General features: G+C 72.4%; 13 protein-coding genes and 1 pseudogene. 9 read left to right on the forward strand and 5 right to left on the reverse strand.

Features of this window, described 5'->3' with window-relative positions; genetic code table 11:
- Positions 1-11: 11 nt before the first annotated feature.
- The 3 genes from A4E84_RS12150 to leuE all read left to right on the forward strand — a co-directional run bounded on the left by A4E84_RS12150 (position 12) and on the right by leuE (position 1,432).
- The gene (locus tag A4E84_RS12150; RefSeq protein ID WP_237304899.1) at positions 12-440 is read left to right on the forward strand and encodes an ATP-binding protein; all 429 of its coding nucleotides are present in this window, start codon (positions 12-14) and stop codon (positions 438-440) included.
- Positions 441-528: 88 nt separating this feature from the next.
- On the forward strand, positions 529-720 hold the full coding sequence (locus A4E84_RS12155; protein ID WP_062926585.1) for a hypothetical protein: 192 nt from the start codon (positions 529-531) through the stop codon (positions 718-720).
- 61 nt (positions 721-781) lie between these two features.
- Complete coding sequence (leuE, locus tag A4E84_RS12160) at positions 782-1,432, forward strand: leucine efflux protein LeuE (RefSeq protein ID WP_062926586.1); 651 nt, start codon at positions 782-784, stop codon at positions 1,430-1,432.
- 18 nt (positions 1,433-1,450) lie between these two features.
- Here leuE and A4E84_RS12165 read toward each other — a convergent pair whose 3' ends face one another.
- Positions 1,451-3,502, reverse strand: coding sequence for a bifunctional glycosyltransferase 87/phosphatase PAP2 family protein (locus A4E84_RS12165; RefSeq protein ID WP_062926587.1), 2,052 nt, complete (start codon positions 3,500-3,502; stop codon positions 1,451-1,453).
- A 354-nt stretch (positions 3,503-3,856) separates the two neighbouring features.
- On the opposite strand from A4E84_RS12165, the gene proP reads away from it, so the two are divergent.
- Complete coding sequence (gene proP / locus A4E84_RS12170) at positions 3,857-5,242, forward strand: glycine betaine/L-proline transporter ProP (protein ID WP_062926588.1); 1,386 nt, start codon at positions 3,857-3,859, stop codon at positions 5,240-5,242.
- Positions 5,243-5,331: 89 nt separating this feature from the next.
- A complete protein-coding gene (locus tag A4E84_RS12175) occupies positions 5,332-6,003 on the forward strand; it encodes an O-methyltransferase (RefSeq protein WP_062926589.1) in 672 nt (223 codons plus the stop codon).
- Positions 6,004-6,015: 12 nt separating this feature from the next.
- On the opposite strand, the gene A4E84_RS12180 is transcribed toward A4E84_RS12175, so the two are convergent.
- Positions 6,016-6,408, reverse strand: a complete 393-nt coding sequence (locus A4E84_RS12180; RefSeq protein ID WP_062926590.1) for an FHA domain-containing protein — start codon at positions 6,406-6,408, stop codon at positions 6,016-6,018.
- 97 nt (positions 6,409-6,505) lie between these two features.
- Here A4E84_RS12180 and A4E84_RS12185 point away from each other — a divergent pair, with 97 nt between their 5' ends.
- Positions 6,506-6,913, forward strand: a complete 408-nt coding sequence (locus A4E84_RS12185; RefSeq protein WP_033306086.1) for a DnaJ family domain-containing protein — start codon at positions 6,506-6,508, stop codon at positions 6,911-6,913.
- A gap of 19 nt (positions 6,914-6,932) precedes the next feature.
- Here the strand turns inward: A4E84_RS12185 and A4E84_RS12190 are convergent, their stop codons facing one another.
- Positions 6,933-7,610: a hypothetical protein gene (locus A4E84_RS12190; protein WP_062926591.1), complete on the reverse strand. Its 678-nt coding sequence runs from the start codon at positions 7,608-7,610 to the stop codon at positions 6,933-6,935.
- Between the two features lie 4 nt (positions 7,611-7,614).
- Positions 7,615-8,310: a hypothetical protein gene (locus A4E84_RS12195; RefSeq protein WP_062926592.1), complete on the reverse strand. Its 696-nt coding sequence runs from the start codon at positions 8,308-8,310 to the stop codon at positions 7,615-7,617.
- 170 nt (positions 8,311-8,480) lie between these two features.
- Between A4E84_RS12195 and A4E84_RS12200 the strand changes: the two genes are divergently transcribed.
- Positions 8,481-8,972 (forward strand): GNAT family N-acetyltransferase, encoded by a 492-nt coding sequence (locus A4E84_RS12200; protein ID WP_079129352.1) that lies wholly within the window; start codon positions 8,481-8,483, stop codon positions 8,970-8,972.
- 2 nt (positions 8,973-8,974) lie between these two features.
- On the opposite strand, the pseudogene A4E84_RS12205 reads toward A4E84_RS12200, so the two are convergent.
- Positions 8,975-11,025, reverse strand: a pseudogene (locus tag A4E84_RS12205) (MDR family MFS transporter).
- Positions 11,026-11,183: 158 nt separating this feature from the next.
- Between A4E84_RS12205 and A4E84_RS44400 the strand changes: the two are divergent.
- On the forward strand, positions 11,184-12,740 hold the full coding sequence (locus A4E84_RS44400) for a peptidoglycan-binding protein (RefSeq protein WP_107308305.1): 1,557 nt from the start codon (positions 11,184-11,186) through the stop codon (positions 12,738-12,740).
- A gap of 27 nt (positions 12,741-12,767) precedes the next feature.
- A complete protein-coding gene (gene cpt, locus A4E84_RS12215) occupies positions 12,768-13,322 on the forward strand; it encodes a chloramphenicol phosphotransferase CPT (RefSeq protein WP_174569423.1) in 555 nt (184 codons plus the stop codon).
- Positions 13,323-13,324 lie beyond the last annotated feature (2 nt).

Here is a 13,324-nt window from a genome sequence, read left to right on the forward strand (position 1 = left end):
AGCCTCGTCTCGTGAACGAATACTTTCCCGCCCGGTACTCGATGCGTCTCACCGTCGGTGAACACGCCCCCCGCCACATCCGCCGTATCGTCCGCTCCTTCCTCGAAGAGTGGCGCATGCCCGAGCTGCCGGATGCCGTGGAGCTGGGCGTGACGGAGCTGCTCGCCAACGTCGTACGGCACGTCCCGGACCGCCGCTGCGCGCTGCTGTTGCTGCGGCAGCGCACCGGCGTACGGGTGGAGGTCACGGACGGCAGCGATGAACTGCCCTGCACACCGGATGAGTTGGACGCCGAGGCCGAGACCGGCCGGGGGCTGCTCCTGCTCGACGCGATGGCCGACAAGTGGGGCGTGTCGCTGTGGTCCGGGGGCGGGAAGACCGTGTGGTTCGAATGCGCAGCCGACTGCACCCGGAAGCGGCACGCCGCTTCGATGCCTTGATCGTCCTCCCTTCCGGCCGAACGGAATCGGAGCATCCGATGTGAGCCCCGAAGCTGGCCGATTTCACCTGGCTGCCCTGGGAATCACGGTGACGCGCGAGGAACGGGAGGAGATGTTCGCAAGGTTCGGTGATCAGGACCTGCTCGACATCGATGAACTGGGAGCGTTCTGGGCGGACAACTTCACACACATCAGCGAGAAGTACGCGCTGGAGCGCATCGGCGAGGTGGACGACATGGTGAGCGCTTTCAGCGTTCGCACGGGAAACAGCGTCGGATAGCCGTGAATCCCGGCGGGCCCGTCCGACGACGGGCCCCCGGGGCCGAGAGGAAGGTGCCGGAATGCTGGGAGTGGAGAACCCGCTGACCTATGCTCTGGGCGCGCTGCTGATCATTGTGCTGCCGGGACCGAGCTCCCTGTTCACGCTGTCGGTCGCCGCACGCCTGGGGGTCAAAGCCGGATATCGCGCCGCGGCAGGTGTGTTCCTGGGCGAGACCCTGCTCATGATGGCGACGGCGGCCGGACTCGCCTCGCTGCTTCGGACCAATGAGCTGCTGTTCGCCATCGTGAAATACGCCGGGGCCGGCTATCTGACCTGGATCGCCGTGGGCATGATCCGGGCAGCATGGGCGATGTGGCGACGCCGCGACGAGAAGCGCGCAGGGGACGCGGCAGCCCCGGAGCCGTCGGGCGGGCGGCTGTTCCGGCGCTCGCTGGTGATCACCCTTCTCAACCCGAAGGCGATCCTGTTCTTCATCTCGTTCTTCGTGCAGTTCGTCGACCCCGGCTACGCCTACCCGGGATTGTCCTTCGCCCTGCTCGCACTCGTCTACCAGCTCATCAGCATTGCGTACGTGACCGCGCTGATCCTCGGCGGTACCTGTCTCGCCACGCAGTTCCGCCGCCGCCGCAAGCTCTCTGCGGGCCTGACGTCGGGGGCGGGAGCTCTGTTCCTCGGCTTCGCGGCGAAACTGGCCACGACAGGCAACTGAGAACCGCGAAGTACCGGATCAACTCGGGGTGCGGTCTCTCCGCCGGTCCGTACTCCCGCTGCCGAAGCGGGCGGCCGCAGCCGCAGTGTGCGTCCGCGGGCCCTGGAGGAGGCAGGTGAGTCCGAACCCCGCCGCCACCACCACCGCTCCCCCGGCCGCGTCCAGCACCCAGTGGTTCGCCGTCGCGACGATCGAGACTCCGGTGAGCAGCGGATGCAGCAGGCCCAGCGCCTTCATCCACCACCGTGACGCCAGGACGGCGATCACGACCCCGCACCACAGCGACCAGCCGAAGTGCAGGGACGGCATGGCCGCGTACTGGTTGGTGAGGGCGGTGAGCGTGCCGTAGTCGGGCTGGGAGAAGTCCTGCGTGCCGTGCACGGTGTCGATGAAGCCGAGCGTCGGCATCAGCCGGGGCGGGGCCAGCGGGTAGAGCCAGAAGCCGACCAGGGCGAGCAGGGTGGTGAAGCCCAGGGCGGAGCGGGCCCAGCGGTAGTCGCCGGGACGGCGCCAGTAGAGGACCGCGAGAACGGCCAGCGGCACCACGAAGTGGAACGACGTGTAGTACTGGTCGAGGAACTCCCGCAGCCAGCCGATCCCGACGACGGTGTGGTTGAGCCGTTGTTCGATGTCCAGCCGCAGGGTGCGCTCCAGGTCGTAGATCTGCATGCCGTGTTCCTCGGCCTCGGCGCGCCCGGCCGAGTTGCTGCCGCCCGTGGCGGCGAGCCGGACCTGGGAGTAGGCGGCGTAGGTGACCCGGAGGAGGAGCAGCTCCAGGAGGAGGTTGGGCCGGGTGAGGACGCGGCGCAGGGCCGGCAGCAGCGGCAGGTGCCGGAGGCGGGCGGGGGCGGGGGGCGCGTACGCGACCGGCAGCGGCGCCCGGTAGTACGGCGAGGTGCGGGGCAGGAACGGCACGGCGGTGGCGGCGGCGAGCGCGGCCAGCAGGACGACGTTGTCCCGCACGGGGTTCAGGGACGCCAGGTTCGGCAGGATCATCGTGGCCGGCAGGGTCATGACCACGACGACGGCGACCGGCCACACGTACCGGTCGGAGGCGCGTCTGCCGACCCGGCCGACGACCGTGAGCAGCACCCACAGCAGCTGGTGCTGCCAGGCCGTGGGCGAGACGGCGATCGCGGCGCAGCCGGTGATGGCGACGGCGAGGAGGAGCTGGCCGTCGCGGAAGCAGCGCACGGCGCGGCGCAGGGCCAGGACGGCGACGGCCGCGCCGAGCGTCAGGAAGAGCGCGACCTCCAGGGGGCCGGTCAGGCCGAGCCGGAGGAGGGCGCCGTGCAGGGACTGGTTGGCGAGGCCGTCGGCCGGGCCGCCGAGGCCGACGCCGGCCATGTGGTGGACCCAGTAGCGGTGGGAGTCGGCCGGCATCGCCGCCCAGGCGAGGCCGGTGCAGGCGGCGAAGGTGACGCCGGTGGCGAGCGCGGCGCGTCTGCGGCCGGTGCACCACAGCAGGGGCGTGAACAGCAGCAGGGTGGGCTGGAGCGCCGCGGCGACGCCGATGAGCAGGCCGCTGGTGCGCTGGCCGCGGGCGGTGAAGCAGCCGAGCAGGACGAGCAGGACCGGGATGATGCTGGTCTGGCCGAGCCAGAGGGTGTTGCGGACGGGCAGGGACAGCATCAGCAGGCTGACGGCGACCGGCGCGGCCAGCAGTGCCGTGCGGCGGCCGACCGGCGGGGGCAGGGCGCGGGCGGCGATCAGGCCCAGGGCGACGACGAGCAGCAGCGTGCCGAAGGTCCAGCCCCAGCCGAGGGCCTGTTCGGCCGAACGGGTGAGCGGCTTGAGGGCGAGTCCGCCGAACGGGGTGCCGGTGAAGCGGGTCGAGGCGTAGAGCGAGCCGTTCAGATGCAGGACGCCGTTCGGTCCGACCCAGGTCTCCAGGTCCGTCAGCCGCTCGCCGCGCGGGGTGGCGAGGACCACGGCCAGCTGCCGGGCGGCGAGGACGGCGGCGATCAGCCACAGCCCGAGGCGGGCGGCGCGCAGGCGTGGGTGGGCCCCACCGGTGGCCGTCGCTCCGAAGCCTTTCGCCGGTCGTCCGCCGTGATCCGCATTCGCCACGCCTCGTCGGCCTCTCGCGCCAGTTCATCCCACATGTCCTGAATGCGGGAATTCCTCCTGCGAACCCTATGGGGAATGCGTGGTTCCGGTGAAGAAGACGCGGTCGGTCGCGACGTGCACGGGAAGTGCGAGCGGGCCTCGCGGACGCGATATGGATCACACGAGGATCGGTTGTGAACCGCTTTCCGCAGGGCAGAAGCAGCAGCACAGCCACGTTTTACATGCAGTGTGCAACGAAAGGCGTACCGCCCGTAAGCGGAGCAAATCCGCCTATCGTCGCTTTTCCGGCCCGTACGACAGCGCCGCCGCGCGGGACCGCGTCCCTGTCCCCGTCGAAAGGTAGGCGAGCGAGTCTTGTCGACTGCCTCAGTCGTCGCCCCCGCGTCCCTCGTGAAGACCCGCAAGGCGAAGGCCCCCGACCCGACCGTCACCGACCCCGCGCTCGTCAAGCGCGCCGTGAAGGCGGCCGCGCTGGGCAACGCGATGGAGTGGTTCGACTTCGGCGTCTACAGCTACATCGCGGTCACGCTGGGCAAGGTCTTCTTCCCCTCCGGCAACCCCACCGCCCAGCTGCTGTCCACGTTCGGCGCCTTCGCCGCGGCCTTCCTGGTCCGCCCGCTCGGCGGCATGGTCTTCGGCCCGCTCGGCGACCGCGTCGGCCGCCAGAAGGTGCTCGCCCTCACCATGATCATGATGGCCGCGGGCACCTTCGCGATCGGCCTGATCCCGTCGTACGCGACGATCGGCGTCGGCGCGCCGATCCTGCTGCTGGTGGCCCGCCTGGTGCAGGGCTTCTCCACCGGCGGCGAGTACGCGGGCGCCTCCACGTTCATCGCCGAGTACGCCCCCGACAAGCGGCGCGGCTTCCTCGGCAGCTGGCTGGAGTTCGGCACGCTCGCCGGCTACATCGCCGGCGCGGGCCTGGTCACGATCATGACCGCTCTGCTCTCCGCCGACGACCTGACCTCCTGGGGCTGGCGCATCCCGTTCCTGATCGCGGGCCCCATGGGCCTCATCGGCCTCTACCTGCGGCTGCGCCTGGAGGAGACCCCGGCGTTCGCGGCCGAGGCGGAGAAGGCCGAGGACAACCGCCCGAAGACTCCGCTGCGCGAGATGGTCGCGGGCCAATGGCGCGCGCTGCTGCTCTGCGTCGGCCTGGTCCTGGTCTTCAACGTCACCGACTACATGCTGCTGTCGTACATGCCGAGCTACCTGACCGGTCAGCTCCACTACGACGAGACGCACGGTCTGCTGGTCGTCCTCGGCGTGATGGCCGTGATGATGATCGCCCAGCCGTTCATGGGCGCGCTGACCGACCGTGTCGGCCGCCGCCCGGTGATCGCCACCGGCTGCGCGGGTTTCCTGCTGCTGTCCGTCCCGGCTCTGCTGCTGATCCGCGAGGGCAGCCTGCTCGCGGTCGCGCTCGGCATGGGCGCCCTGGGCATGCTGCTGGTCTGCTTCACGGCGTCGATGCCCTCGGCACTCCCGGCGCTGTTCCCGACGAAGGTCCGCTACGGCTCCCTGTCGATCGGCTTCAACGTCTCGGTGTCCCTGTTCGGCGGCACGACCCCGCTGGTGGTCACGGCTCTGATCGGCGCCACCGGGAACATGATGATGCCCGCGTACTACATGATGGCCGCGGCCGTGATCGGCGGTTTCGCCGTGTGGCGCATGGCGGAGTCGGCGGGGCGTCCGCTGCCCGGCTCGGCGCCCTCCGTGGCGGGTCGACACGCCGAGTGAGATCCCGCTGACAGCGACCAGCGCACCAACTATCTTCGTCAGCGCCAGTAGTTAGGGATACTAACTATGCTGACGAAAGGTAGAGGTGCATGAGCGAGTCGCACGTCTGGGACGAGGTCGACACCTACTTCACCACCCACCTCGCCCCGGATGACGAAGCCCTGGCGGCCGCCCTGCGCGACAGCGACGCCGCCGGGCTTCCGCACATCAACGTCGCGGGCAACCAGGGCAAGCTCCTCCAGCTCCTCGCCCAGATCCAGGGCGCCCGCCACATCCTGGAGATCGGCACGCTCGGCGGCTACAGCACCATCTGGCTGGGCCGCGCCCTGCCCGCCGACGGGCGCCTGGTCTCCCTGGAGTACGACCCGCGGCACGCCGAGGTCGCCGTCCGCAACATCGCCCGCGCCGGCCTGGACAAGCTGGTCGAGGTGCGGGTCGGCCCGGCCCTGGAGTCGCTGCCCAAGCTGGCCGACGAGAACCCGCCCCCGTTCGACCTGGTCTTCATCGACGCCGACAAGGCCAACAACCCGCACTACGTGGAGTGGGCGATCAGGCTCACCCGCACGGGCAGCCTGATCGTCCTCGACAACGTCGTACGGGGCGGCCGGGTCGTCGACGCGGACAGCACCGCCCCGGACGTGACGGGCACCCGTACCGCGATCGAACTGATCGCCGCCCACCCGAGGCTGAGCGGCACCGCGATCCAGACGGTGGGCATGAAGGGCTACGACGGGTTCGCGCTGGCGCGCGTGCTGGCGTGAGGGCCAGGGGCCTCAGACCTCGTGGTAGAAGCCCACGTTGACGCTGCGCGGGGCGGTGCGGTCCTGGATGATGATCTCACCGCTGCCGCCCCTGGGCAGCGGGACGGTTCCGCCGTAGGCGAGGGGCTGGACGTACTCCCCCATCGTCAGCCGCACTTCGGAGGACGGGTCGGGCTGGGAGCCGCGCAGCCAGGTGACCTGCCAGGTCCCCTCCGGTCCGCACAGGAACTCCAGGTGGACGCGGGAGACGAACAGCCAGTCGTCCGGCGTGCTCAGCCGGCACACGGACTTGTCGCGGCCCACCCGCAGCACCGCGCCCGGCTCGCTCGGCGCTTCGGCCATGAGCATGCCGGCCGTGGCGCCCGCCTCCGCCTCCGCGACGGTGGCCATGGTGAGTTCGAGCACGTGCGCTCCTTCTGATACGTCCCGGTGGGCCAGACAGGTTCTTGGCCCGCCGCATGATAAAACGCCCGGCCACGCGGTGTCCGGCACAATGGGCCTCATGACCGAGCGAAAGCCACCGGGCGTCGACTTCGAGTCCTGGGTCGACAAGCAGATCCGTGACGCGGAGACACGCGGGGAGTTCGACCGGCTGCCGGGCGCGGGCGAACCGCTCCCCCGCGAGATCGAGAGCACCTACGACGAACTGTGGTGGGTCAAGCGGAAGATGGCCCGCGAGGGCTTCTCCGTCCTGCCGCCGGCGCTGGCCCTGCGCAAGGAGGCGGAGGACGCGCTGGAGGCCGCGCTCGCAGCCCCCTCGGAGCGGATCGTCCGGAAGATCATCGACGAGGTCAACGCCAAGATCCGCGACATGATGTTCAAGCCGCCGCCCGGCCCCCCGCTGGGAAAGAAGCCGTACGACGTCGAGGACGTCGTACGGCAGTGGCGGGAGCGCCGGGCGGACCGGTGACCGGGGGATCTCCCCCGGCTCACACGTGCAGCAGCCGTTCGGCCAGCTCGCGGTAGTCCTTCAGGGCCAGCCGGAGCTGCTCGGTGTCGGCCGAGGACACGGACCTGCCCTCGCCGCCCTCGACGGACTGCCACGAGTGGCGCAGGGTGCGGCGGCGCTGTGTCACGGCCTCGGTGAAGCGGGCCGCGATCTCCTCCAGCACGTGGTCGGCCTCCTCGACGGCGGCCCGGGGCCCGTCGACGAACCCGGCGACGGCGTGCTGCAACTGCGAGCCGAGCTTGTCAGAGTCGTCGTGCGCGAGCAGATGGGCCCGGTTCTTGGCGGAGCCGACCTTGTCGGGGCCGGTGCCGTGGTCGCCGCGGGGTGCTTCGGTGCCGAGCCGGTCCGGGTCGGACCGGTCGGTGGCGTGCCGGTCGGTGCCGTGCCGGTCGGTGCCGAGCCGGTCGGTGGCGTCCGTACCGTGACGGTCCGTGCCGGGCAGACCGGTGCCGTGCGCCGCGGCGCGGTCCGCGTCGGTGCCGTGCGGGGCGCCGCGGTCGGTCTCGATGCCGCGCGTGGCGCCCGGGCCCGTTTCCGGACCTCGGGCCGTCTCGTGGCGGTCGGTGCCCGGTGCGGCCGGGCTGTGGCCGGTGCCCAGGGCGCTCTCGCCGCGGGCGTCCGGAGCCTGGTCGCCGGGCGGTCGGGTCATGTCGGTCATTGCCTCAACTCTCCTTCGCCTGACGTCGGTGCATCGCCCACGGCATGTGCCCGCCGCGGGTCTGGCCCTTGCGGCCGCCGTTCAGGGCGGCGCGCTCGCGGCCGTTTTCGTGCCGTCCGCCGGTGTGGCCGCCGCCGTCGTGGCGGGCCGGCTTCACCAGCTCCTCGAACAGGGCGCGGGCCGCCACCATGGCCTCACGCATGTCCTCCGTGCCCTGGCCGCCGTCGCGGGCGTCCTCCGCGCGCAGATGCGCGGCGCGGTGCACGCGCCGGTAGCCGTCCACGTGGTGGGCGTGGTGCACGGACAGCGCGGACAGCTGTTCCTCGTACTGCCCGCCGTCCGGGAAGCCCCGGGCGCCGGCGAGCTCGGCGAGCAGCCGGTCCGCCTCGGCGACGGCATCGCGCGGCGAGTCGACGAACCGCTCCTGGGCGGCCGTCCAGCGCGCCTCGTACTGCTCGCGCTGCGCCGGCTCCAGCGGCCGCTCGCGCAGCTCGCCGTGGCGCTGCACGCGCTCGGTCAGTTCGCGCTCGGCCGCTTTGGCGTCACCGTCGTGCCGGGCGACGGCCCGGTCGTACTCGGGTCCGAAGCGCCGCTTCAGGCTCGGGCCCTGCCGAGGCCCGCGGGCGCGCAGGGTCATGACGGCCGCGATGATGACGACCGCCGCGATCACGATCAGAGCAATGATCAGGCCAGTGGACATGAATGCCTTCCGGGTTCTCGGCCCACCCGGCTCTCCTCGCGAGCCGGTTCGCCCGTCGGGTTGCCCCAAACCCCGTGTCCAAACGGCGCCCTGGCGCAACCCGGGCGCGAACGCATGGCCGGGACTATTCGGTTGCGTGGCCGGTGGGGCGCCTGCGCACCATGCGGTTCATGACCTGGACCGTGACTCCGGAACCGTACGACTCCCCCGTCGCCGCCGCTCTGTGGCGGGCGTACTACACCGAGGTCAGCGACCGCTGGTACCTGCTGCACGAAGGGCGCCGGACCGACCCGGCCGAGCTGGAGCGGGAGATCGCCGCCCAGCCGGGGGCCGACCTGGCCCCGCCGGACGGCCGGCTGCTCGTCGCCCGGTACGGCGGCGAGCCGGCCGGCAGCGCGGGCGTACGGCTGCTGGACGGCAGGACCGCCGAGCTCAAGCGGGTGTTCCTGCGCGAGCCGATGCGCGGCAGGGGCGGCGCCCCGCTCCTGGTCGGGGCGGCCGAGGAGGCCGCCCGTGCGCTCGGCGCCACCCGGATGATCCTCGACACCCGCAGCGATCTCGTCGAGGCCCGCGGCCTCTACGCCCGCCTCGGCTACCGGGAGACCGCACGCCACAACGACGACCCGTACGCGGAGCACTGGTTCAGCAAGGAACTGGCCTGAACTCAGCCCCTCTCCTCCGGGGAGTCCGTGCGGTACGGCCGCTCGCGCCGGGACCCGCACAGTTCGCCGTTCAGCTCGCGCACGAGCCGCTCCAGGTCGGTCGGCCGGTCCGGCCCCCACCAGTCGCCGAGCAGCTCGGCGAGGGACTCCTCGCGGACCTCGGCCAGCCGGCCGGCCACCTCGCGTCCCTGATCGGTCAGGACCATGTCGACGCCCCGGCGCACGGCGAGACGGCGCTCCTCGGCCTGCCGGGCGGCCTCCATGATCACCGTCAGGGGCACGGGCATGGTGTCGGCCAGTACGCCCGGCTCCACCGAGCCGTGGCGCCGCATCCGCAGCAGCAGCCAGCTCGTCGCGGGCAGCAGGTCGTAGCCCGCCCGGGCGGTGATCTTCCGGTAGATCTCGCGCCGCCCGCGCGGGTGCCGAGCACCGACAGGGCCCGGCAGACCTCGTCGTACGAGGACCGCTCGACGGGGTTGCTGGCCAGGGTCTCGGTGACGTCCGGCGCGGTGACCGAGCCGCGCAGCCGGTCCTCCTTCAGGAACCAGGCCAGCACGAAGCCGACGAGCGCGACGGGGGCGGCGTACAGGAAGACGTCCGTGATGGAGACGGCGTAGGCGTGCAGGGCCGGCGGGCGCAGGCCGGGCGGCAGGGCGGCGATGCCGCGCGGGTCGGCCTCCAGCGCGTCCACCGAGACGCCGGGCGGCAGCCGGACACCGCGGAAGGCGTCGGTGAGCTGCTCGCCGAGGCGGCCGGCGAAGACCGTGCCGAAGACGGCGACACCGAACGAGGCGCCGATGGAGCGGAAGAAGGTCGCTCCGGAGGTGGCGACGCCCAGGTCCTGGTAGGGGACGGCGTTCTGCACGATGAGCACGAGGACCTGCATCACCAGGCCGAGGCCGAGCCCGAAGACGAAGAAGAAGCCGCTCAGCTCGGCCGTGGAGCTGTGCTCGTCCAGCTGGTGGAGCAGGAGCAGCCCGAGCGCGGTGAGACCGGTGCCGGCGATCGGGAACACCTTCCAGCGGCCGGTGCGGCTGACGATCTGCCCGGACGCCGTCGAGGCCAGCAGCAGGCCCAGCACCATCGGCAGCATGTGCACACCGGACATGGTCGGGCTGACGCCCTGCACGACCTGGAGGAAGGTCGGCAGGTAGGTCATGGCGCCGAACATGGCGAACCCGACGACGAAACTGATCACGGCGGCGAGCGTGAAGGTCCGGACGCGGAACAGCTTGAGCGGCAGGACGGGTTCGGCGGCCCGCCGCTCGACGGCCACGAAGGCGACGGCGAGGACGACGCCCAGGACCGCCAGCCCGACGATCTGCCAGGACCCCCAGGCCCAGGTGGTCCCGCCGAGCGAGGCGACCAGTACCAGGCAGGTGGCGACGGCGGCGATGAGGAAGGTGCCCAGGTAGTCGATGACGTGGCGTTGCGCCGTGCGCGGGATGTGCAGGACGGTCGCGATCACGGCGAGTGCGACGACGCCGACCGGCAGGTTGACGTAGAACACCCAGCGCCAGCTCAGGTGCTGGGTGAACAGCCCGCCGAGCAGCGGCCCGAGCACGCTGGTCGCACCGAAGACGGCACCGAACAGGCCCTGGTAGCGGCCGCGTTCACGAGGCGACACCAGATCGCCGACGATCGCCATCGACAACACGATCAGCCCGCCGCCGCCGAGGCCCTGCAGGGCCCGGAACGCGATCAGCTGGGCCATGTCCTGTGCGGCGCCGCACAGCGCGGACCCGACCAGGAAGATCACGATCGCCGTCTGGAACAGCCGCTTGCGCCCGTACTGGTCGCCGAGCTTGCCCCACAGGGGGGTCGCGGCGGTCGCGGCCAGCAGGTACGCGGTGACCACCCAGGACAGGTGATCCAGACCGCCGAGATCACTGACGATCGTGGGCAGCGCGGTCGAGACGATGGTCTGGTCGAGTGCGGCGAGCAGCATGCCGAGGAGCAGGGCTGCGATGGAGACCAGGACGTTCCCGGACACCTGCTCGCGGGGGGCCGCGCCCTGGGGCGTCAGCCTGGTGGCGTTCCCGTCCTCGGCCATCCGACCTCCCGCGTCTCCGGTGACTTTTCCATCGTGACCGCTGTGACCTGTTATGGCCCGCCGGGCCCTTGTGGAAGCTGCGCTTCCGGGGGCTCCTCGACCGCACTGTGGAGAAGATCTGGATAATCTCTGGAGTTCGCGAGGGGAGGGAGGAACGCGTGGAACCGCCCAACGGCCACCCGTGCCCGGAGTGCGGCGCACCCGGACAGCGGGACAACACCCCCGCCTGCGCCTGCACCGACCGGGCCGCCGAGGCCCTCCGCGACGCCCGCACGACCCGGGCGGCGGCCGCGGAGGACTTCGACCCGCTGCGGATCCGCCCGTACGTGGAGATCGACCCGGGGACGCCCTCCGCGCCGGAGGCGCAGCACGACCAGGGGCGTCCGCCGGGGCCGGACGCCCCGCGCTCCGACCGCGACGGGCGGGCCACGCCCCCGCAGTCGGGCCTCTCGCACACCGACGGACCAACGCGGTCAGCCGAGGGCGTCCGGCCCCCGGCGACGCCGACCGACCCGGCCCCGGGCCTCTCACACACCGACAGGTCCACACGGCCCCCGGGCGACACCCCCCCCCCGGCGACGCCGACCGACCCGCCCCCAGGCCTCTCACACACCGACAGGTCCACACGGCCCCCGGGCGACACCGCGCCCGCGTCGAAGCCGACCGACCCGGCCGAGGCCGCCCCGCCCTCCGCCCACGGGGACAGTGACGGGACCCCAGGGCCCGGAGACGCCCCGCACGCAACCGGGACCGTGCACGCGGCACGGCCTGATGGCACACGGCCGGTGGGCGACGGCGCGCCGGGGCGGGACGCGGCGGCCGTCGACCGCGCCGCGCTCCCGCACACCGGGGGCTCAGCCCCCGGGCGTGCCGCTCAGCCGCCCGCCACCGCCGACCTCACCCTGCCCCTGCGGCCGGTCGGGCCGGACGGACCGGACGCGACCGTCGTGCTTCGGGCCACCCCAGCCACCTCGGCGCTTCCGACCCCCTTGGCCCCCGCCCCGGCCGAGCCGAGCATCACCGGCCTGCGGATGTTCGACGGCACCGTGGGGACACCCGTCGGGGCGCCGGAAGGCGGCCGGTCCGGTAGGCGTCGGCCGCGTCGGCGCAGCACTCTGCTCCTCGCCGCCGCCGGCGCCTGCGTCGCTGTCGTCGCGGCGGCCGGGTACGCGAGCGGGCTGTTCTCCTACGAGAGCCCGTCCCGGGACACCGCACTGCCGGACGACATCCGTGCGAGCGTGCCGGACGCCCCGCCGAGCAGCGCCGCCTCCACGCCCCCGAAGGGCGGCGCCTCGGTGGCTCCACCGGCGCCGGCCGCGCCGCGCCCGGCGCCGTCCCGCACCGCGAGCCCGTCCGCCTCGCCGTCGCCGTCCGCGCCGAGCGCCCCGGCGAGCCCGTCGCAGTCGCCCTCCCCGTCGGCATCGCAGCCGTCGGCATCGGCGACCGGCCCCGGGCAGGCGCCTTCGGACGCCTCGCGCCAGAACAAGGGCCCGGCCGTCCTGCGCCTCGGCGACAACGGCCCGGAGGTCACCGAACTCCAGCTCCGTCTGCGGCAGTTGTACCTGTACGACGACGACACCGACGGCAGCTTCGACGACCGGCTGGAGGACGCGGTCCGCACCTACCAGTGGTCCCGCGGCATCCAGGCCGACGACCTCGGCGTCTACGACCGGGAGACCCGGGCGAGGCTGGAGTCGGAAACCCGGGAGCCCTGACCGGCCCGGCCGCCCTATCGTGACGCCGTGACTACCCAGGTGATCGTTGTCAACGGCGGTTCGAGCTCGGGCAAGTCGGGGATCGTCCGGTGCCTGCAAGAGGTCCTGCCGGGTGCGTGGATGGCCTTCGGCGTCGACTCGTTCGTCGAGGCGCTGCCCGCGAAGCTGCAGGGCTCGGAGGGCGGGATCACGTTCGCGGCGGACGACGGCGTGAGCGTCGGCGCGCAGTTCCGGGCTCTGGAGGCGGCCTGGACCGAGGGCATCGCCGCCATGGCCCGGGCCGGCGCCGGGATCATCGTCGACGACGTCTTCCTCGGCGGCGCGGCGTCCCGGCAGCGGTGGGAGAAGACTCTCGCCGGACTCACCGTGCTGTGGGTCGGCGTCCGGTGCGACGCCGAGGTCGCCGCGGGCCGCGAGATCGCCCGGGGGAACCGGGTCAAGGGCATGGCCGCGTCACAGGCGCTGGTCGTGCACGAGGGTCTGAGCTACGACGTGGAGGTGGACACGACGCACACCGAGTCACTGGAGTGCGCGCACGTCATCGCCGCCCACGTGACGGGCGCACCTTCGCGGCCCGAGTGAGC

Origin of the sequence: Streptomyces qaidamensis (assembly GCF_001611795.1) — a bacterium.
GTDB classification, from domain to species: Bacteria; Actinomycetota; Actinomycetes; order Streptomycetales; family Streptomycetaceae; genus Streptomyces; species Streptomyces qaidamensis.

Excerpts from the sequence above, each read along its gene's own strand:
- leuE (WP_062926586.1), top strand. The coding sequence starts at position 782 with ATGCTGGGAGTGGAGAACCCGCTGACCTATGCTCTGGGCGCGCTGCTG.
- A4E84_RS12175 (WP_062926589.1), top strand. The coding sequence starts at position 5,332 with ATGAGCGAGTCGCACGTCTGGGACGAGGTCGACACCTACTTCACCACC.
- A4E84_RS12185 (WP_033306086.1), top strand. The coding sequence starts at position 6,506 with ATGACCGAGCGAAAGCCACCGGGCGTCGACTTCGAGTCCTGGGTCGAC.
- A4E84_RS12190 (WP_062926591.1), bottom strand. The coding sequence starts at position 7,610 with ATGACCGACATGACCCGACCGCCCGGCGACCAGGCTCCGGACGCCCGC.
- A4E84_RS12195 (WP_062926592.1), bottom strand. The coding sequence starts at position 8,310 with ATGTCCACTGGCCTGATCATTGCTCTGATCGTGATCGCGGCGGTCGTC.
- A4E84_RS12200 (WP_079129352.1), top strand. The coding sequence starts at position 8,481 with ATGACCTGGACCGTGACTCCGGAACCGTACGACTCCCCCGTCGCCGCC.